We start from the raw sequence: 20,522 nt of genomic DNA on the forward strand, positions 1-20,522 counted from the left end.
TAGGCGGGCGCTTTAGACCCATGGGAGATTTTAAATCCATGGCCTGAAGGCCATGCTACAAGGCTTAAAGGTCCCAGTACCAAATTTGGCAGGAACCAATACCGATACGCTGGATAACATGTCGGTCTGTCTCAGCATCTCTTTTATAATCGTACGGACCTAAAATGACACGATACCAAAGACCATTTTTACCTTCACTGGCCTTCACTAACGATTCTAATCCTTGCAGAGCCAATTGGGCGCGCATTTTTTCGGCTTGCTGTTTTTGCCTAAATGAACCACATTGCATCAAATAAGGTCGTGCTGACTTTTCTTGTTCTTTACGATCTATCTCTACGCTACCGTGTTCAAGTTCTTCAGGATAAATATATTCTTCTTCTGGCATTTCAGGTAATGATTCCTGATCATTGGTCTTCCCTTGTACCTTTTGCTTTTGTGGTTTTGGTTCCACTTGCGGCTGTTCTTGTGGAACCTCGTCTGAACTAGATGGGTGGCTTATGGCCCATAAAAAATAAGCAAAACCGCTGACGAGTATTAAGGTAATAAGAAATGGAAACCAAGGACGCTTCGGCTTTTCCACTTTTTTGACTGGTTTCTTTTTAGGTGCCTGACCGCGCTTTACAAAATCTTTGTGTGCCATATTTATTATTTTAATAAGTGAGAGTGATTTCTAGGGTAATGAACTAACGGCAATGCATTTGAAATATATGATTAGTGATTACTCAGACGATGCATCTTATTCCTGAGTTCAAGGCAAATAGTATCGTGAACAGCCACATAAAACCAACAATAAAACCAAGATTTAGATGAAATCTTGCGGATCGATATCAATTGACCATCGGACTTTTCTTGCGCTGGGTAATGCCTCAATTTCAGTTGCGAAATGGCCAATAACGTGATTTAGCAAAGCGCGACTTTGACTTTGCATTAACAGTTGCATGCGATATTTCCCTTGCCGTTTTTCCATAATGGCAGGAATAGGCCCAACAACACGAATCTGCGGATGTTGCGTCATTTGCGCTACCTGAGACAAAAACTCAAAGCCATCTTGAGCCTTCAATGATTCCGTTCTAAACAGTGCGTGAAAACTAAAAGGCGGTAAATTGGCTAACTTTCTTTCCGAAAGTGCAAAGCGTGCAAAATGACCATAGCCGTTATGAATCAAGTCTTGCAACAATGGGTGTCCAGGTTGATGGGTTTGCAACCACATTTCGCCCGGTTTCTGGGCTCTACCCGCTCTGCCAGAAAGCTGAGTGATTAGTTGAGCGAGATGCTCTGAAGCTCTAAAGTCTGCACTGAACAGTGCACCGTCAGCATCTAAAATCACCACCAGAGTGACATTTGGAAAATGATGACCTTTGGATAAAATCTGCGTCCCAATTAAAATCTGATGGGATCCAGCATTAATTTCTGTTAATAAATTGTCTAACTTTGCTTTACCTCGCACACTATCACTGTCGATTCTCACCGCACTGTATTGAGGAAATTGTTGTTCCAAATACATGGTTAATTGTTCAGTACCGACTCCTTGAGTGAGCAACTCATGATGACCACATTCTTTACATTGTTTAGGTAATGCCTTAGCCGCACCACAGTGATGACATTGCATTTTGTGTAACGACTTGTGCACTGTGTACGGTTTATTGCAACGTTTACACTCTTCCACATGCCCACAACTGTGGCAAAGTAAAGCAGGTGCATATCCTCGACGATTAACAAATAACATCACTTGATTACCCGCTTTCAAGTGCTGTTCAATGCGGGTAAGCATGCCGCTCGCTAAACCAGCAGTTAATGGCTGGTTAGTAATATCTAAAACACTTTGTTTAGCCTGCAAGGCGTTACCCGCACGTTGATTAAGCTGCAATAGCCGATAGCGGCCAGATAACGCGTTGTTCAGCGACTCTAAACTAGGTGTTGCTGAACCCAATATAAGTGGAATCTTATGTTCTTTTGCACGTATTACGGCTAAATCACGGGCACTGTATTTAAGACCATCTTGCTGTTTATACGAAGCATCATGCTCTTCATCAACAATTATCATTCCAGGACGCGCCATAGGGGTGAAAATTGACGAACGTGTTCCAATAATGATCCCCAGCTTGCCGGAACGACTTTTTTGCCACACTGCCAAGCGCTCGTTATCGGTTAGATTAGAATGCAAAATCCCCACTTCAATCCCAAAGCGTTTTTCAAAGCGTTTTACAGTTTGCGGTGTTAAACCAATCTCTGGTACCAGGATTAATACTTGTTTGTGGCTTTTTAGAACCTCTTCAATGCTTTGTAAATACACTTCGGTTTTACCACTACCGGTAATCCCTTCCAATAAAAAGCTTGTGTATTGGGCTAACGATTGACTGATTGCAGTTATTGCTAGGGCTTGTTCAACATTGGGTTGGGGCTTTTCAATGGATCCGTCAATAGTAAATTGAGACCTTTCGTTTTGTTCAAAAACTGATTCCACTTTAGCAATCTTTTTTTCCACTAAAGCTTTGATAACACCGTCGGTATAGGTCTGTTTTAGTGTACTCAGTGATATCGGTCGCTGCAAAAGTTCGATATAAAGTTCGCGTTGCTTTTTAGCTCGATTGAGTTGCTCAGGGATCTCGTCTTGATTCGCATCCGTTAAACACAGCATTTGAATTGGTTTAGGCTTGTCAGATTCACCCTTACGCAATGCCACTGGCAATACGGTGTGCATCACTTCACCAATTGGGTGATGGTAATAGCTCGCCAACCAATTACACAGGGACAGTAGCGTTTTATCGATTACAGGCTGCTCGTCGATAACCTGATTGATCGGTTTTAATTTACTTAAAAAAGGAGAGTCCTCGGTGGTTGAAAACACAATACCTATAAGCTCTCTGGGCCCAAATGGCACCCGAACACGACAACCAGGCAACAGGTCGCCATCTGCATGAAGATAATCGAACAATTGTCGTTTGGGTAACGGCAGTGCAATTTGATAAATGGGCATGGGCTAAATTCGATAATCCTAGACGATTTAGTGCTATTAAAGACACGATTTGGTTAACAAACAGTCGAAAAACAACTTGATCAATACAGTCCTTTACATTAATATGCGCGCCTCTTTGCGGCAAGCCGCTATTTAATTTAATTTGCGTATGGTGTGCAACTTCGGGTTGTATAGCGATACGGCCCAGAAATGAGGTAATCCATATGAAACAAGATATTCATCCAGAATACACTGAAATGACAGCTACTTGCTCTTGTGGCAACAAAATTGTTGTTCGTTCAACCCTTGGTAGAGACATGAACCTTGACGTATGTTCAGCATGTCACCCATTCTACACTGGTAAGCAACGTAATGTTGATACTGGTGGTCGTGTTGACAAGTTCAAGAAACGTTTCGGTGCATTGGGCAAAAAATAAGCCTAACTGCTACGAATTGAAAAAGGCGCTTAATGCGCCTTTTTTTGTGCCTGTTTTTTTGGCGTAATGGACGACTTTATTCGGCAATTAAATCATGAATATGTTTAAGTGACGGCAGCTTTCTTTGAGCTTGATAAAATAGGCGGTTTAATCGCCCAAGTAAATTAATCGAGCGACTGGGATCTTTTGGCTTTCGTCGATGAGAACTTGCTGTCTGTAAAAACTCCCATGGTTTTAAATCCATATTAGCAATCTGCTCAGAGCTAATACCTTGCGCTTGAATTGTAGATAAGATACGTTCAGTCTTACTTTCCTGAATTGGAATAATTTGCTTGTCATATACATCGCTAATTGGCTCACCAATTGCCGCCAATGTATTGTTAATGGCCTGCCATACTATGTCATGCTCGAATTGGTAGTTATTCGGTGCATAATACCCCATAATCTCCCATTCCAACTCGACATTACTTACCGCTACTGAACTTTTTAACTCTTCTGAAAAGGATAAATCGGGTCGCGCACCAATGTTATACACATCAACAGAGAAGCCTAAACAAATCACCAAGTCTCCGGTAATTTCAGGATCGTGAAACAGTGCTTCAAACGCAGCTCTTTTTACCCCCATCCAACCATGCACTATAGGAGTTTGAGTTGCAAAATCGCGAACATCGTTAGGTAAATCTTCACCATACTTATCAATAAACAAGGGAAGAGGATCTTGTTGCAGTTGATCATCTGGAACCCATATTTCATATTCTTGTCGATTATCGCCTTTACCACGACTTTTGATCCCATAGGACAGATTCGTTGGCCGACAGATATTGCGATCCTCCCCTACTCGATGGAAGTATTCCGAGCGAAAACGCTTAATAAAGGGCGCATCTAGACCTGCAAGTGCCGCGGTTGGATAGCGAAAACCTAACTCACTTTTAGTTACTAAAGAAAGACCCGGCAGCACCTTACTCAAAATCGTTTTTACGCCCTTGAGCGCAGTAAGATTCGGCAAAACAACACTACGCTCAGGTTCAATACAATGCCTTTGCCCATCAGCGCTAATGAATTTTGGCGTTTTATGATAACCATATTGGACAAAACCAAGTTGCGCCGCATGGGCGTTTCGAATCAGGGCTAAATCAGAAAACAATGCATCATGATTTTTTATGTGCTTGATTAACGGTCGATTATCAGTCATAAGCTAAGAAGAAGAGAATTACCATTATATTAAGGAGATACCCCGTTATAAAATGATATTGGTTCTAACACAAGTGAAAAGTTTTATATGAGTTCAGATGAAAAGTTATATAAAGAGTGAAAACTTTCAAGGCTTTACAGGATAGAATAATAAGGCGTACATCCTTAATTGCTAACTCATATCATATTCGTGAATAGTATTCATAGCCTCATCTGATATGTGGTTTTGTTTAAGCTATGTTACATTCGACCAATTGGTAGCAGCCGCTTTTGTATACATCTGAAGGTGTTTTAAAGCGCGAGAATTAAAATAATAAGCTGATATTAATTAAATAACCCTTAACCGAACACTCTGTTACAAGCTGATAGTTTTCAGTTAATTGATGTGTTTACCCTACAAAGTAAGGAACAGGACAGTTATGTCTGATTTTCGACAAAAAGCATTGGATTATCATTCCAAACCTGTACCGGGGAAGATTAGCGTTGAGCTAACAAAACCGGCAGAAAGTGTTACAGATTTAGCATTAGCATATAGCCCCGGCGTTGCCGAACCAGTTAGAGAGATTGCAGCAGACCCTAATGCCGCATATTTATATACTGGTAAAGGTAACATGGTGGCAGTCATTACCAACGGAACGGCGATATTAGGTTTAGGCAATTTAGGCCCGCTTGCATCAAAGCCGGTAATGGAAGGTAAAGCATTGTTGTTTAAACGCTTTGCCGGCTTAGACTCAATTGATATTGAAGTGACCCATCGTACAACTGAAGAGTTCATCAATACAGTGGCAAGTATCGCCGATACCTTTGGCGGTATTAACTTAGAAGATATTAAAGCCCCCGAATGTTTTGAAATTGAACAAGAGTTGATTAAACGTTGTTCAGTACCCGTATTTCACGATGATCAGCACGGTACAGCAATCGTAACTGCTGCAGGTATGCTCAATGCGTTGGAAATTCAGGGTAAAAATGTCGCTGACGTCAATGTGGTATGTATGGGTGCGGGAGCTGCGGCTGTCGCATGCATGGAACTATTGATTAAATGTGGTGCCCAGCGTGAACGAATTTATATGCTTGATAGAAAAGGCGTCATTCATACTCGTCGTGACGACCTAACCCCTCATAAACAAATGTTTGCTAACAATACTGACAAGCGCACACTTGAAGATGTAATGGATGGCGCAGATGTTTTTGTAGGTGTTTCAGGCCCCGATGTATTGCCAGCATCAGCATTGAAACTGATGGCTGCGAACCCGGTTATTTTTGCCTGTTCAAACCCAGATCCAGAAATTAAACCGGAATTAGCCCATAAAGTTCGTGATGATCTGATTATGGCAACGGGTCGCTCTGATTATCCAAATCAGGTAAACAATGTACTGTGTTTCCCATTTATCTTTAGGGGTGCACTTGATGTTAGAGCTTCTAAAATAAATGACGAAATGAAAATTGCAGCCGTCAATGCCATTCGTAGTATTGCTAAAGAAGCTGTTCCTCAGCAAGTATTAGATGCCAGTGACATTGATAAGTTAGAGTTTGGGCGTCAATACATAATTCCCAAACCTATGGATCCTCGGTTGTGTAAGCGAGTGGCTACTGCCGTTGCCCAGGCAGCTATCGATTCAGGAGTCGCAGCCATTACAGAACTGCCAAAAAACTATTTGGCTGAATAAAGTGAGGCGCTTAGCGCCTTCTTTCTGCAATCCCGGCTAAAAAGGAATTTAGATGCAAATTCGACACAGTGATAAAGCCGACATTCCACAAATTAAACAAATCTATGAACAAACTATAAACTACGCCAATACGCTTCAGTTACCCTACCCTTCGTTGGATAGTTGGGAGGCATTTTTAGGCGACAAGCCGGATAATTTCTATAGTTTAGTTGTCACAGAGCATGCGCAAATCGTTGCTCAGATAGGCATAGAAGTATGTACTAATAATAGACGTAAACACGCAGCAAATATCGGCATGGCGGTGGTACCTAGCAAAAGTAATCAAGGTTACGGTAGTCAATTACTTAAAGCTGCAATTGATTTACTTGAAAATTGGTTGGCCGTCACCCGTATCGAACTAGAAGTATATACAGATAATGATAGTGCCATTGCTCTTTATAAAAAATTTGGCTTTAAAATTGAAGGGACTGCGCAAAATTACGCATTTAGAAACGGAGAATTAACGGATGTGTATTTAATGGCTAGAATTAAAAGTCAATAGCAGAAAATTCATGACCACCCCATCGCGAGGTGATCTGAATACTTGAATATAACCTAGTCTCTGTTGCGACCAAATTTATCGTGACTACTGACCCAATGCCCGCCAATAACCGCACAAGCCAAAGAAATATCTCCAGCTAATACCGTTGCGGCAACGATCTCTGCGAACTTGTTGGCTTTACCTGTGCCATAACAATCCATCAGTTCAAGACACTCTTTTTGAGTCGGTAAGCCCGTTCCGCCACCATAAGTTGCAACAATTAACGACGGCAAGGTAACAGAAAGGTAAAAATCGCCGTTATCCAAAAGTTCATGGGAAAGTAAACCTGCATGAGACTCCACCACATTGGCTTCATCTTGCCCTGTGGCAATAAATATCGATGCAATTCCATTCGCCGAATGTGGACCGTTGTATGCAGCTCCAGCCATCAACGCGCCAGTATTAGCCAACACAGTAGCCCGAGCCAACATTTTGGTATCGACTTTCATGATCTTTTTAAGCACGTCTTTTTTAAGTACGATTTCAGCGATTACTCGTTTACCACGAGAGTGCAACATGTTCAGGTGGGAATGCTTTTTATCAGTATCCATATTACCCGATAATAGGTATTCACACTTTTCAGGATAATTCGCCACTATCCATTCGCAAGCAGCAAGGGTTGCTTTACCCACCATATTTTGTCCAGCTGCATCGCCAGTGGTGTAGTTAAAACGTAAATAACGTGTTTTTGAAACAGACCACTGCATGATGTGTTCTAGCTTACCAATACTAGTCGTTGTTTCAGCTGCCGCTTTAATTTCTAAAAAGTGTTCATCTATCCACTTGCCGAATTCACGAGCTTCTCTAGCATTGGCAAAAATAAACGCGGGGGCTCGTTGCATAAACTGTTCAACAACTGTCGTATTGACGCCACCGCACTCATTTATAACTCGCATGCCTCGGCTGTAACTTGCAACTAAAGTACCTTCAGTTGTCGCTAAGGGTACATGAAATAAGCCATTCGCATATTCACCATTCACCTGAACAGGACCGGCAATTCCGACTGGCATCTGCACGACACCTATGAAATTTTCAATATTTCCAGGGAGCGCTTCTGGGTCGATAGAAAAATGCCCAGTATGTGGCAGTTCCGTGCCTGTTTGTTCGGTAAGGTATTCACGACGCTTCTGAGCCCACTCGAGACTATGATCATTCATTGTATTGCGCGGGATACGCGGTGTTTTTACCATGTTAACTTGTCCTCAATTGGCGATATTTATATGACTATTTATTCACTTAATTAATTTTCAATTAAACAGCTAATGTTCTTAATGCAATCTACCTGCCAAAGCGAGAATAATGCACAAAGATGAATAAATCATGAAACTCACTCGAATCTTGACTATTTTTGCACCAATAATGGGATTTTACAATTGTGGATTGATGCAATTGAAAGCATAACATAGTTAGTGTAGCGCCTAACTCTGATCAGTCGTCAATTTCCTTCACTTCTAGACCCATCGCTTCCATTAACTCTCGAGCCTCTTTGGGAATTCGATTGGGATTGTCTTTGCGAAGATCGTCATCGTCAGGGAGTGGTTGTCCAGTAAAAGCGTGCAAGAATGCCTCACACAACAGTTCTGAATTTGTTGCATGCCTTAAATTATTTACCTGTCGACGAGTTCGCTCATCCGTAAGGACCTTCAAAACCTTTAACGGGATTGAAACTGTTACTTTTTTTACGAGTTCACTTTTTTTACCGTGTTCAGCGTAGGGATGTATGTATTTTCCGTTCCACTTTGCCATACTGTTGCTCTTTTATCTTTCTTATAAGATGAAAGTCTAACCTCAAGTCTATTAGATGTCTAAACATCTTGACGGCTTATCATTCTCAGTTTAGTTTAGACGTCTAAACGGCTAATACCAAATTGTACGTAAAAGTACTAACAGAAAATAGATTGGTATTATTATTATTTTACATATTGGAGTACAGCATGGTCTCTTACGCACAAGGTATTGAGTCGCTAAATCAATCGCTGTCTGAGTTAAGCGATATCAATGTTTCTTTTGAATTTTTCCCGCCTAAAACGGAACAAATGGAACAAACACTTTGGAAATCAGTTGAGCGTCTAGCGCCATTGAAGCCAGCCTATATGTCGGTAACTTATGGTGCCAACAGTGGTGAAAGAGACCGGACTCATGACGTGGTTAAACGGATTCAAAGTGAAACTGGTGTGCCAGCTGTCCCCCATTTAACATGCGTAGACGCAGGTAGAGAAGAGCTAATCCAGATAGCCAAAGATTATTGGCAGTCAGGTATTAGACGAATCGTTGCGCTACGAGGCGATCTACCAGCAGGTACTGAAAAAACCGAAATGTACGCATCAGACTTAGTCGCTTTGCTAAAAGACGTAGCCGATTTTGATATTTCTGTTGCAGCTTATCCTGAGAAACACCCTGAAGCGCCCAATGCACAGTTCGATTTGCTTAACCTGAAACGTAAAGCGGAAGCAGGAGCCACCCAAGCAATTAGTCAATTTTTCTTTGATGCAGAGGTATTTTTACGTTTTCGAGACCGTGCTGCGGCGGCGGGTATAGATTTAGATATTGTACCGGGCATATTACCTGTGACAAATTATCAAACTCTTAAACGCTTTGCCGGATTTACCAACGTGCACGTACCTAACTGGTTACACAAAATGTACGATGGCTTAGATCAAGACGATCAGACAACTCGAAATCTAATGGGTGCAAGCATCGCAATGGATACAGTCAAAGTATTAGCCAAAGAAGGAATACGAGACTTCCATTTTTATACTCTAAACAGAAGTGAATTAAGCTACGCAATTTGTCATTTATTAGGCGTTCGTGCACAAAACGGATAAACTGCTGTTGCTATAAATTAATTTTGAGAGTGGTATGACACAGCAGAACTGGTTCGCACAGAGTAAACGCTTTTTAGGGCACGTATATATTGTGTTGCGGAATGTTGTCCACCACTGCCAAAAAGATAACATTAGTGTTTCTGCTGGCCATCTCGCTTATGTTTCTCTGCTGTCGTTAGTACCCTTTATTGTTGTGTTTTTCAGCATTCTGTCGGCGTTTCCAGCGTTTTCAGAAGTAAGGCAGCACTTAGAGCAGTTTGTATTTAATAACTTCATTCCCACCTCTGGCGATGTGTTGCAAAAACATATGACAGAATTCGTCAATAATGCCTCCAAAATGGGAGCCTTAAGTATTGCGTTTCTGGTGGTGGTTGCATTAACCCTTATTTCTAATGTTGATAAAACCCTTAACAGAATATGGCAAGCTAAAAGCGAACGCCCCCGCATATACACCTTTGCCATTTACTGGATGGTACTTACTTTAGCTCCCCTTTTAATTGGAGTCAGTGTCTTGGTCAGCTCTTACTTGGTCGGTTTGGCTAACTACGCTGACGAATATACGCCAGGCTTTAGCACTGTATTGCTCAAAGTAGTCCCATTTATCACCTCAGTGATTGCCTTCTTCATTTTATACATGGTCGTACCGAACAAACAGATCAGCTATAAACATGCTCTATCAGGCGCAATCTTGGCTGCCGGTCTATTCGAATTATCCAAAAAAATGTTTTCCATGTATGTGGAAAACTTCCCTTCTTATCAAGTGATATATGGGGCAATTGCGGTTGTTCCCATTTTGTTTGTGTGGGTATATTTAAGTTGGATATTGGTTTTGGTGGGCGCTGAATTCACCCGAGCGTTGGAACGTATAATGCCAGAGGAAGACACTGGTGAAGAGCGCAATCTGATACCTGATGATGATGGCGATGAAGAAAATCATGTAAAACTCGATGATTTGCCCGAAGAGCCACACAAATAAGGTTTTAGATATTTAACCGTAAAGAGTTTAAAGGGGCAGTTTGCCCCTTAATTTAAGATTGAATACTTGATATAAACGCATTACTTTGCGAAATAGCTGAATTCATTTCTTTGATCAGAACATCAATATCTTTCTTGATTAGGTTGAATTCACCTTGCAATGCACCTACTGCGTTGGCATTTAGGTTATGTTTTAAATAAAGAACATTGTCTTGCAAAGCTGATAGCACTGGAGGCATTTTTGACTCAGCTTTACGCATAGCTGAAATCAACGAATTATAGCGTCTCTGTGTTTCTCTGAGTTGTTTTTCACTATCACGTTTTAACTTAGCATTTGAATACTTTTCAAGCTCTTCAGTCCACTCGTCAAATAATGCTTCAGCAACACTTTCCACTTTATCAATGCGATTACTAACGTTGTCCGCGGCATCTTTGCTTGCTTCATATTGACTGCTTAGATCTTCGTACACATCCTGTAAATCGCCACCGTCAAAGTTAATTAATTGACTGAATTCATCTAACGCAGAGGCAAATTGCTGTTGGGCATCTTCTTGAGAATCTTTCGCTTCTTCGACACGATCAACCAAGATATCGCGCTTTTCGACACCGAGCTTTTCCCAAGCTGCATAATATGCACTTTGGCAACCGAACATCATAAGACTAAAGATTACGACTATTATTTTTTTCATATCTATGGGCCTTTGTATTTAGCAGCATCAATTATTGCCCAAATATAGGCTATCCCAGCAATAACACCAGGAACAATTAAAAACCACAGAGCTGCACCACCAAAAAAGATGATTGCGAAAATGAGAGCAGCCAAGATTCTGCCCTGTACCAACTGCCCTAACCCTGGAAAAAAGATATTACAAATTGCAGCAATCACATTGCCGCCAGATCCTTGCCCGGCCATTTTTGCCTCCGAAATCGAGTTATTATTGAATAGAAGTCGTAAATTTTACGAATTAAGTGCTAAATTAAAGCAAATGGATTCAATAAACAAACAAAAGCGGAATTTATGAGCCATATATATCCACCGATTAAAACCTATGATAGCGAAATTTTAGATGTAGGTGACGGGCACCAAATTTACCTTGAGCAATCAGGTAACCCAAAAGGCATACCCGTTTTATATCTTCATGGCGGGCCAGGTGCAGGATTATCGCCGATGTACCGAAGTTTTTTTAATCCTGACATATACCGAATAATCGGATTTGACCAACGAGGATGTGGGAAATCGCTTCCGTTTGCTAAGCTAGAACAGAATACAACAGCCCACATACTCAGCGATATTGAAATGATTCGAAAGCATCTAGGAATAAAGAAATGGATGCTTTGTGGAGGCTCTTGGGGAACGACTTTAGCCTTACTCAACGCCATTGATAAGCCTGAAACAGTGACTGCAATTATTTTACGCGGTGTGTTTTTGGGTCGAAAAGAAGATTTTGAATGGTTTATTGAGCGCAGCGGAGGCGCTGCACAACTTTTTCCTGAGTACTATGAAGAATTTGTGGAAATTGTAAAAGAAGGCGCTAAAAACGTTTCGGTAACCGACCGTTTTTATCAGATATTTTTAAATGGTGATGAACTCACCAGAGTGCATGCAGCGAAGTCTTGGTGCATGTGGGAAGAACGCATTTCCGTTTTGAATAGCTCGGTTAAGGAACATGATTTCCATCAAAATTTAAGCCGTGCAGCCAGCTTGGCTTTGTTGGAATGCCATTATATTAAAAATCGCTGCTTCATTGCAGAAAACCAAATTTTAAAGAATATTCATAAAATTGACTCCATTCCAGGCACGATAATCCACGGTCGATTCGATATTGTCTGTAAAATGGAAAATGCTTACACTTTAAGTAAAGTATGGCGTGCGGGACAATTATTAATAGTACCAGAAGCCGGTCATAGCGCATCAGATCCAAGAATAAGCGATGCAATTTGTCACGCAACCGATAGAATGGCTAAATTTCTAAAAGAGAAACAATCTTGATTGCACTGATTCAACGCGTTACCCGAGCCCATGTAGAAATTGACAATGATATTGTTGGAAAAATTGATAAAGGCATGATGTTGCTCTTAGGTGTCGAAAAAACAGATACCCTAGAAACCGTTAAAAAACTTGCCAACAAACTAATCAAATTAAGAATGTTTAGTGATGCTGATGGAAAAATGAACCTCAATATCCAACAGTTTGGCGGTGCTATGTTAATTGTTTCCCAATTTACCCTAGTTGCCGATACTCGTAAGGGAAATAGACCCGGATTTTCAGATGCAGCGCCTCCTGAGCTAGGTAAAGAGCTGTATCAGCAATTCGTTAACTACTGTCAGCAGCAGGGTATTGAATGTCAAACCGGCGAATTCGGTGCAGACATGCAGGTATCCCTTGTAAACGACGGCCCCGTTACATTTCATCTTCAAATAAATTAACCTGTCTATTGTGCGTGGTCTGCGATTGCGCTTTAATGATGAACATTTTTCGCGGGCAAACGTGGATATCAAGATAGGTTTTAGGTTAATTATTGAAAAAACATCCTTCTTGAATTGACCTGTAATAAAAGAGACGACTTATTTTATGTATAGAATAGAAACGCCAAAAACGGAGCAACAACTTGAAGAGTATTTCCATTTCCGTTGGGAAATGTTGAGGGAGCCATGGAACCATCCGTTAGGCTCTGAGAAAGATGAATACGAACAAGTTGGTGAGCATCGAATGGTTGTTGATGGCAACGGTAAAGTCGTTGCTGTAGGGCGTGTACATTTAAATATGTCAGAAGAAGCCCAAATTAGACATATAGCGGTTGCTAAAGAATGCCAAGGTAAGGGAATAGGCAAGTTAATATATTCGGCATTAGAAGAAGTTGCTAGACAGCAAGGTGCGAAACGATTGGTTACCAACAGTCGTCGTATATCCATCGAGTTTTTTGAAGCTTGTGGATTTGTAGTAGAAAAAGAAGCGCCAACTGAAATGGGTAAACTGAAACGTTCACAAATGATTAAAAAACTGTCAGATGTGAACCAAGTAATGCTGCACCCTAAATGGTGCCAAGATCTACAAAATACCTGGCATGAAACCATCCCGATTAGTGAACAAATGGGGATTCAACTCTATCAATACAGTGGCAAGACACTAGAAGTTAGAGCTTCGTTAAACAAGAATATTAATTTACATGGCACTATGTTCGCAGGCAGTATTTTTTCGTTGGCGACATTAACTGGCTGGGGAATGATCCATTTAAAACTGAAAGAAAAAGGATTAGAGGGAGAGATTGTATTGGGAGATGGTGATATTCACTACCATAAACCTATTACCATGCAACCCAGAGCCTTATGTAACATTGAATCCTTGGAAGGTAAGCTTGAGTTGTTAGAAAGAAATAAGAAAGTGGCGATCAAACTACAAGTAGATATTCTAGATGGTGAGTCACCAGTTGCTGAATTCAAAGGTGTGTTCTGGGTATTACCGAGTAAAATTGCAGAACCGGATTAGGTTGTTCTGTAAAAGTAATAAGCATAAAAAAAGCGCGATGAATAATTCGCGCTTTTTTATGAAGTCATTATAGATGTTTGAACTAGCTGATTATGCAACCATCGCTGACTGCAATTTCTTCATTGCATTCTTTTCAATCTGACGTACACGTTCAGCAGACACTTCATATTTGTCAGCCAAATCTTGCAACGTCAACTTGTCATCCGACAACCAACGAGTCTGGATAATATGCTGACTGCGCTCGTCTAAGGTTTTGATCGCCGAGTGCAGACGTTTGGAAGCGTTGCTATCCCAATCAGAATTAATTACTTCGCTTTCTACATCAGTTGTTTTGTCTTCTAGAAACTGTACCGGTGCAAAACTTCCACTTTCGTCATCATCAGCAGACAAATCAAATGCTTGATCTTGGCTGCTCATTCTAGCTTCCATTTGCAGTACTTCTTTGGTACTCACACCTAACTCTTGTGCTACTTTTTGCACTTCATCGTGAGTAAACCAGCCTAGACGCTTTTTGTTTTTACGCAGGTTAAAAAACAACTTACGCTGTGCTTTAGTGGTTGCCACTTTCACAATTCGCCAGTTTTTAAGCACAAATTCATGAATCTCTGCTTTTATCCAATGCACAGCAAAAGACACTAGTCTCACACCGACAGTTGGATCAAATCGCTTCACTGCTTTCATTAGGCCAATATTGCCTTCCTGAATGAGATCAGCTTGGGGTAATCCATAACCTGAGTATGATTTAGCAATATGTACAACAAAACGTAAATGGGACATAACTAGCTTTCGTGCCGCTTCAATGTCTTCATCTCGCTGCAAACGTTCTGCTAGCTGACGTTCTTCTTCCACAGTCAGCATGTTGATGCTGCTAACAGCTTGAATATAAGTTTCAATGCTGCCACTGTGAGGAACGCTTAATACCATAGCTTGCATATTTGTGCTCATGTATACCTCATTATTCGTTACAGCCCAGTATTCTATCAATACAAATGGGCAAAGCCAATTATCTATTACGTATATAGACCGCAAAAGGTCATAAATAATTCACTCAAACTGAAATTAATTGTCTCAAAAAAGACATTCAAGGTATATGGGGGCGCATATTTATATTTAAAGGTTTAATTTTAAATTAAAATAGAACACTATACTCGACTAATATTCAATCAAGTTGAACAGGTATTAGGCAAGGTTAAATGTTTTCTTATATCGCACGACAAGCTATCTTTGACCAACAGATGCAGGTATTTGCTTACGAACTACTTTTTCGAGATGGTGAGGGTAACTGTTTTCCAGAAATTGAGCCGAATCAAGCGACATCAAAAATTATTACAAACAGCCACTTTTCAATAGGCGTTGAAGAAATTTCAGATGGAAAAACGGCCTTCATCAACTTTCAGACAGACACCCTACTCTATCGATTTCCCACTCTATTCGATCCGCAAACGGTTGTTATTGAGTTAATAAAAAGTGTGAAAGTATCTGAAAAGCTTATTGCAGCGTGCAAACACATCAGTGGGCTCGGCTATAAAATAGCCATAGACGATTATGATTTTGATCCCAAATGGGATCGCCTATTTTCAGTTATCAATATAATTAAGGTAGACGTTACCACCACTGACTTTAAGCTTATAGAACAAAACCTATCTCGCATTAAACAAGCTCGCATCAAATTAGTGGCGACAAAAGTTGAAAATCATGACGTGTTTTTGCGTTACTCAGCTGTTGGATTTGATTTTTTCCAAGGCTACTTTTTTGCTAAACCCGAAATCAAGAAACATAAAAACATTCCGAGTTCTAAACTCAATTTGTTGAAGTTAATGCGCGAGAGTGCAAATAGCCAATTTGAATTCGACAAAATTTGTCAGATCGTCGAAAAAGATGTCTCCCTCTCGTATATGTTGATGCGTTTTATCAACAATCCAATTATGAATAAACGCAATAAAATCAATTCATTAAATCATGCATTGAATTATATGGGCGAAATAGAGATCAAAAAGTTTATCGCGTTGGTGGCCATCGCTAATTTAGGAGATGAAAAACCACCTGAGTTAATTCATCTGTCTTTGGTTCGCGCTAAATTTTGTGAACTCATTTCTATGGCTAAGAATGATGCTGATAACCCACCTAAAGGATTTTTAGTTGGTTTATTTTCACTTTTAGATGCATTGTTAGATCAGAATATGTCAAAGTTAATAAAAAAATTACCATTAAACGACGACTTAAAGAATGCGTTATGTGGCATTGAAGGCCAACTTAGAGATTATTTAGTGGTTGCTCGAGCGTTTGAATACGGCGACTGGAACGGTGTGACACACCATTCAACTAAACTTGAACTTGATCAAGACATGTTGCATAGTTTTTACAATGAATCGATTAAATGGGCGTCAGCTATGACCCGTTCAATTCGTTAATTAATAAATCAGAAACGACAAATTAAAATTTGTATAAAATGGAATAATAGGGGCTTTTGATGTTCGCTTTTGTGGCTAGGCAACCAATTTTAGACAAGGAAAAAGAAGTATTTGCGTATGAGCTATTTTTTAGAGACGGTAAAAATAACTGTTTTCCTGACAAATTAGTTGATGCATCTCAACCTCAACCACAGAATCAATCAAATTTGAAGTTGGCGTTAGACGATATTTCTTGCCAAAAAACGTCTTTTATTAATTTCACCAATGAGACCATACTCAAGGGCCTTCCCAATAGCCTAGACCCCAATACTGTTGTGGTCGAAGTATCTGAGAACGTTGAGGGCGAAGAATCGATCATTGAAGCCTGTCAGAATATCCGTGACATGGGATTTCAGATAGCCTTAAACGAACCTAAATTGACCACTAGCAGCGAGTTACTCAGCCTCGTCAATATCGTCAAAATTGACACTTTCCAACATGCTTTTCCTAATATCGCAAAGCAGATGCCACGGTTTTCCAATGCCAAGGTCAAAATGGTTGCCGATAATGTTGATACGCTACAAAATTTCATATCCTTTAATGACTTAGGCTTTGATTACTTCCAAGGTTATTTCTTTTCAAAACCAGTTAACTTCAACCAAGCTCCATTGCCAGTCAACAAGTTATCGCTGGTTGAGTTGATAGGCGAAACAGCGAATGAAAGTTTTGGTATTGATCGTATAAATGAAATTATTGAACGAGATGTTGGCCTGTCGTATATGTTGTTGAGGTTTATTAATAACCCAATGATTAATAAACGTTTTAAAATTACGTCGTTAAAACATGCATTAAATTACATGGGTGAAGTTGAAATTAAGAAATTCATCGCCCTACTTGCACTGGCGAATCTAGCAGATGATAAGCCTATGGAACTGTTACATATGTCTCTAGTGCGAGCCAAATTCTGTGATTTGATTGCAAAACACAGAAAGATTGGCGATAACCCGCCAACCGGGTTTATGGCCGGTTTATTTTCTTTGTTAGATGCATTATTAGATCAAGATATGCAGGAATTGGTGAATAAAATGCCAATTGTAGACGAGGTAAAATATGCATTGTGTGGTGGTAAGAACGATTTTTATCTCTACATTTTGCTGGCAAGAGCCTTTGAAAGCGCAACCTGGATGAAAGTTAGAAAAATCTCAGAAGTACTGGAAATAGAGCAAAAACACTTACACCATATGTTCAATCAAGCGGTGCTATGGGGTAATACAATTCGCCAATCAATCTCTCCACACTATCCTAAAGCGATAGCCTAGATAACGTAATTCATCTCAATATGATTTAGAGCTCGAGTTATTTCGGTTCAATGCTTCTTACATGCTTATGTACAGATATCATTGAGCCGGCTAATCCTAAAAAGATTGAGACTCCCAGCATAACTAGCAGCGAAGTAAGATCTAGACCTGTTAAGTCGAAGTCTTTTGCGTATTGCGCGGTTAAAGCATCAATACTACCGCCCATCCACCAAAGCAATAACATAACCGCAAACCAAGCCATCAAACCGCCTAACAAGCCATACCACATACCGGTGTACATAAATGGTCGATGTATAAATGCATCTGTAGCACCAACCAATTTCATCACCAAAATTTCATCCCGTCGACTTAGAATATTTAAGCGAATGGTGTTGCCAATAATTAACACCACAGCTAGAAATAACAAAAGAGCGACGGCATAGATTAATTCTTTGGCGATAGATAAAAAGCCGTGTAAGCGCTCTAGCCACTTAATGTCGAGTTTCCCCACTTCCACATGACGTTCACGATTAAGCTTATCTAATAGCTGTTTAGCAGCAGAGGGCGATGTATTTTGGGAGGTGGGATTGACTAAAATCACATCCGGTAACGGGTTTTCATCTAAGTAACTCAATGCTTCTCCCAAACCACTTTGTTGCTGAAATTCAAGCAATCCTTGATCGGCAGGAATATAGGTCACAGAATCGATTTCAGGCCAAAGCCCAAGTCTAGTCACTAATTGATTAGCGTCTTTGGATTGTGTCCCTTTACGTAGGAATAAGGTTATTTCAGAGGCCTGCTGCCAGTTTTCCGCAATCGATTCGGCATTTTTAACTAAAATATAGAAGGTGCTGGGTAATGTGATACTCAACCCAAGTACGCCAACGGTCATCAATGACGCTAACGGCGCTCGCCATAGTTCACCTAAGCTCCCTAATGCTTGTCTTACATGACTGACAAAAAACATGGTTATGCGCTGGAACATGCCAATTTTAGAAGAGTAAGCACCTTGAGACCGGCCTTTAAACAGAATACTCATTAAAAATCATACTCCTTAGGCTCTTCACTATCCCACTCTTCACTCAAACCATCGGTGATCATTTGTCCTTGTTTTAAGGTCAGTGATCGGTACTTCATTCGGGCAATTAATCCTAAATCATGGGTCGCAATAAAAACAGATACGCCAGCTTGATTAAAGTCTTCAAACAAACGAATGATTTCCATCGACAATTTAGGATCTAAGTTTCCTGTCGGTTCATCTGCCAACAACAAAGGAGGTTTATTAACAACTGCTCTGGCAATACCCACGCGTTGTTGCTCTCCCCCTGAAAGCATCATTGGAAAGCTTTTTATTTTGTCTCGTAAACCAACCATTTCAAGCGCTGCATGCACTCGTTTAGTGGTTTCTTTATGGGAGTAACCTTCAATAACCAATGGCAGTGCAACGTTATCAAACACGCTTTTATCCATTAATAATTGATGGCTTTGGAAAATCATTCCAATATCTCGTCGAATAAACGCGATTTGTCGACGATGTATGGTATTTAGGTCATGGCCATTGATCAGCACGCGTCCTACAGTAGGACGCTCCATAATACTAATGAGTTTCAACAGGGTACTTTTACCCGCGCCAGAATGGCCGGTTAAAAACGCCATTTCACCGGGCTCAATATGAAAACTTACTTTGCGTAAGGCTTGTTGCCCGCCTGGATAGGTTTTACTTACCTGTTCAAACTTAATCACGTTGTTACCTGCGTCTAACTATCATTGTCTTGAAACAGTGCTTCTACAAACTGCTGATTGTCGAATGGACGAAGATCATCAATCCCTTCACCCACACCAATATAGCGTATGGGAATATCAAACTTGTCTGCGATTGCGAATATGACGCCCCCTTTTGCGGTGCCATCTAATTTGGTCAGGGTGATACCGGTTAAACCCACAGCTTCATCAAACAGTTTAGTCTGACTAATTGCATTTTGTCCTGTACCAGCATCAATAGTAAGCATGATTTCATGGGGGGCTTGCGGGTTGATTTTTTTCATGACCCGAACGACCTTTTTGAGCTCTTCCATCAAATGATCTTTATTTTGCAGACGGCCTGCCGTATCTGCGATGAGAATATCCATGTTTTTCGCTTTAGCTGACTGGAAAGCATCAAAAACAACCGATGCACTGTCTGAGCCTGTTTGCTGGGCAACCACAGGAATATTGTTCCTTTCTCCCCAAACTTGCAACTGTTCAACAGCTGCGGCACGAAATGTATCTCCTGCTGCTAACATGACTTTTTTACCTTGCTGTTGAAATTGTTTGGCTAATTTCCCGATGGTAGTGGTTTTACCAACGCCATTGACACCAACCATCAGAATCACAAATGGCCCGTCAGCTGAGTCGATTTTAAGAGGTTCACTAGATTGACCTAAAATATCCGACATTTGCTGTTTGAGAAGTTGATATAACGCGTCGCCATCTTTCAACTGAGAACGATTGGCACTTTCGGTTAACTCCTTAATAATTTTACTCGTGGTATCCATACCCAAGTCGGCAACTAGCAATTGGGTTTCGAGTTCCTCGAATAACTCGTCATCGATGCTTTTACCTTTAAATAAACTAACAAAACCACTACCTAAATTTTGTTTGGTTCGCGACAACCCGCGTTTAAGTTTGCTGAAAAACCCTTCTGGCTCTGGCTCTGACTCTGGCTCTGGCTCTGGCT

21 protein-coding genes are annotated in these 20,522 nt (G+C 40.6%); 10 read left to right on the forward strand and 11 right to left on the reverse strand.

What is annotated here, in order from left to right; genetic code table 11:
• Nucleotides 1-64: 64 nt before the first annotated feature.
• Together KO530_RS14395 and priA are read right to left on the reverse strand one after the other, a co-directional pair.
• Nucleotides 65-640: an SPOR domain-containing protein gene (locus KO530_RS14395; RefSeq protein WP_216049136.1), complete on the reverse strand. Its 576-nt coding sequence runs from the start codon at nucleotides 638-640 to the stop codon at nucleotides 65-67.
• 162 nt (nucleotides 641-802) lie between these two features.
• Complete coding sequence (gene priA / locus KO530_RS14400; protein WP_216049137.1) at nucleotides 803-2,977, reverse strand: primosomal protein N'; 2,175 nt, start codon at nucleotides 2,975-2,977, stop codon at nucleotides 803-805.
• Between the two features lie 203 nt (nucleotides 2,978-3,180).
• On the opposite strand from priA, the gene rpmE reads away from it, so the two are divergent.
• Nucleotides 3,181-3,393 (forward strand): 50S ribosomal protein L31, encoded by a 213-nt coding sequence (gene rpmE, locus KO530_RS14405; RefSeq protein ID WP_216049138.1) that lies wholly within the window; start codon nucleotides 3,181-3,183, stop codon nucleotides 3,391-3,393.
• 76 nt (nucleotides 3,394-3,469) lie between these two features.
• Here rpmE and KO530_RS14410 read toward each other — a convergent pair whose 3' ends face one another.
• A complete protein-coding gene (locus KO530_RS14410) occupies nucleotides 3,470-4,585 on the reverse strand; it encodes a hypothetical protein (RefSeq protein WP_216049139.1) in 1,116 nt (371 codons plus the stop codon).
• Nucleotides 4,586-5,003: 418 nt separating this feature from the next.
• Between KO530_RS14410 and KO530_RS14415 the strand changes: the two genes are divergently transcribed.
• Both KO530_RS14415 and KO530_RS14420 read left to right on the forward strand, forming a co-directional pair.
• Complete coding sequence (locus KO530_RS14415; protein WP_216049140.1) at nucleotides 5,004-6,251, forward strand: malic enzyme-like NAD(P)-binding protein; 1,248 nt, start codon at nucleotides 5,004-5,006, stop codon at nucleotides 6,249-6,251.
• A 52-nt stretch (nucleotides 6,252-6,303) separates the two neighbouring features.
• Nucleotides 6,304-6,792 carry a GNAT family N-acetyltransferase gene (locus KO530_RS14420; RefSeq protein ID WP_216049141.1) on the forward strand — a complete coding sequence of 163 codons (489 nt, stop codon included), beginning with the start codon at nucleotides 6,304-6,306 and terminating at the stop codon, nucleotides 6,790-6,792.
• A 53-nt stretch (nucleotides 6,793-6,845) separates the two neighbouring features.
• Here the strand turns inward: KO530_RS14420 and KO530_RS14425 are convergent, their stop codons facing one another.
• Together KO530_RS14425 and metJ are read right to left on the reverse strand one after the other, a co-directional pair.
• Nucleotides 6,846-8,021 carry a hydroxymethylglutaryl-CoA reductase gene (locus KO530_RS14425; protein WP_216049142.1) on the reverse strand — a complete coding sequence of 392 codons (1,176 nt, stop codon included), beginning with the start codon at nucleotides 8,019-8,021 and terminating at the stop codon, nucleotides 6,846-6,848.
• A 238-nt stretch (nucleotides 8,022-8,259) separates the two neighbouring features.
• Nucleotides 8,260-8,577: a met regulon transcriptional regulator MetJ gene (metJ, locus tag KO530_RS14430; RefSeq protein ID WP_216049143.1), complete on the reverse strand. Its 318-nt coding sequence runs from the start codon at nucleotides 8,575-8,577 to the stop codon at nucleotides 8,260-8,262.
• Between the two features lie 188 nt (nucleotides 8,578-8,765).
• Between metJ and metF the strand changes: the two genes are divergently transcribed.
• Both metF and KO530_RS14440 read left to right on the forward strand, forming a co-directional pair.
• Entirely contained in the window at nucleotides 8,766-9,656 is an 891-nt protein-coding gene (gene metF / locus KO530_RS14435) for a methylenetetrahydrofolate reductase (RefSeq protein ID WP_216049144.1), read from the forward strand.
• A 34-nt stretch (nucleotides 9,657-9,690) separates the two neighbouring features.
• Nucleotides 9,691-10,632, forward strand: coding sequence for a virulence factor BrkB family protein (locus KO530_RS14440; RefSeq protein ID WP_216049145.1), 942 nt, complete (start codon nucleotides 9,691-9,693; stop codon nucleotides 10,630-10,632).
• Nucleotides 10,633-10,684: 52 nt separating this feature from the next.
• Here KO530_RS14440 and KO530_RS14445 read toward each other — a convergent pair whose 3' ends face one another.
• The gene (locus tag KO530_RS14445; protein WP_216049146.1) at nucleotides 10,685-11,320 is read right to left on the reverse strand and encodes a DUF2959 domain-containing protein; all 636 of its coding nucleotides are present in this window, start codon (nucleotides 11,318-11,320) and stop codon (nucleotides 10,685-10,687) included.
• Nucleotides 11,321-11,322: 2 nt separating this feature from the next.
• Nucleotides 11,323-11,544 carry a hypothetical protein gene (locus KO530_RS14450; RefSeq protein WP_216049147.1) on the reverse strand — a complete coding sequence of 74 codons (222 nt, stop codon included), beginning with the start codon at nucleotides 11,542-11,544 and terminating at the stop codon, nucleotides 11,323-11,325.
• 105 nt (nucleotides 11,545-11,649) lie between these two features.
• On the opposite strand from KO530_RS14450, the gene pip reads away from it, so the two are divergent.
• The 3 genes from pip to KO530_RS14465 all read left to right on the forward strand — a co-directional run bounded on the left by pip (nucleotide 11,650) and on the right by KO530_RS14465 (nucleotide 14,118).
• Complete coding sequence (gene pip, locus KO530_RS14455; RefSeq protein ID WP_216049148.1) at nucleotides 11,650-12,621, forward strand: prolyl aminopeptidase; 972 nt, start codon at nucleotides 11,650-11,652, stop codon at nucleotides 12,619-12,621.
• Entirely contained in the window at nucleotides 12,618-13,058 is a 441-nt protein-coding gene (dtd, locus tag KO530_RS14460) for a D-aminoacyl-tRNA deacylase (protein WP_216049149.1), read from the forward strand. The genes pip and dtd overlap by 4 nt, the downstream gene beginning before the upstream one ends.
• A 145-nt stretch (nucleotides 13,059-13,203) precedes the next feature.
• Nucleotides 13,204-14,118: a bifunctional GNAT family N-acetyltransferase/hotdog fold thioesterase gene (locus tag KO530_RS14465; RefSeq protein ID WP_216049150.1), complete on the forward strand. Its 915-nt coding sequence runs from the start codon at nucleotides 13,204-13,206 to the stop codon at nucleotides 14,116-14,118.
• Between the two features lie 90 nt (nucleotides 14,119-14,208).
• Here KO530_RS14465 and rpoH read toward each other — a convergent pair whose 3' ends face one another.
• Nucleotides 14,209-15,063 carry an RNA polymerase sigma factor RpoH gene (gene rpoH, locus KO530_RS14470; RefSeq protein WP_216049151.1) on the reverse strand — a complete coding sequence of 285 codons (855 nt, stop codon included), beginning with the start codon at nucleotides 15,061-15,063 and terminating at the stop codon, nucleotides 14,209-14,211.
• Between the two features lie 248 nt (nucleotides 15,064-15,311).
• Between rpoH and KO530_RS14475 the strand changes: the two genes are divergently transcribed.
• Both KO530_RS14475 and KO530_RS14480 read left to right on the forward strand, forming a co-directional pair.
• The gene (locus KO530_RS14475) at nucleotides 15,312-16,529 is read left to right on the forward strand and encodes an EAL and HDOD domain-containing protein (RefSeq protein WP_216049152.1); all 1,218 of its coding nucleotides are present in this window, start codon (nucleotides 15,312-15,314) and stop codon (nucleotides 16,527-16,529) included.
• 59 nt (nucleotides 16,530-16,588) lie between these two features.
• A complete protein-coding gene (locus KO530_RS14480; RefSeq protein ID WP_216049153.1) occupies nucleotides 16,589-17,827 on the forward strand; it encodes an EAL and HDOD domain-containing protein in 1,239 nt (412 codons plus the stop codon).
• Between the two features lie 37 nt (nucleotides 17,828-17,864).
• Here KO530_RS14480 and ftsX read toward each other — a convergent pair whose 3' ends face one another.
• From ftsX to ftsY, 3 genes are all read right to left on the reverse strand, one after another.
• Entirely contained in the window at nucleotides 17,865-18,845 is a 981-nt protein-coding gene (gene ftsX, locus KO530_RS14485; protein ID WP_216049154.1) for a permease-like cell division protein FtsX, read from the reverse strand.
• Nucleotides 18,845-19,549, reverse strand: coding sequence for a cell division ATP-binding protein FtsE (gene ftsE, locus KO530_RS14490; protein ID WP_216049155.1), 705 nt, complete (start codon nucleotides 19,547-19,549; stop codon nucleotides 18,845-18,847). The genes ftsX and ftsE overlap by 1 nt, the downstream gene beginning before the upstream one ends.
• Nucleotides 19,550-19,563: 14 nt before the next feature.
• The coding region (gene ftsY, locus KO530_RS14495; protein WP_252729264.1) for a signal recognition particle-docking protein FtsY at nucleotides 19,564-20,522 on the reverse strand (959 nt) is incomplete at its 5' end.

Origin of the sequence: Aliiglaciecola lipolytica (assembly GCF_018860635.1) — a bacterium.
Classification (GTDB): domain Bacteria; phylum Pseudomonadota; class Gammaproteobacteria; order Enterobacterales; family Alteromonadaceae; genus Aliiglaciecola; species Aliiglaciecola lipolytica_A.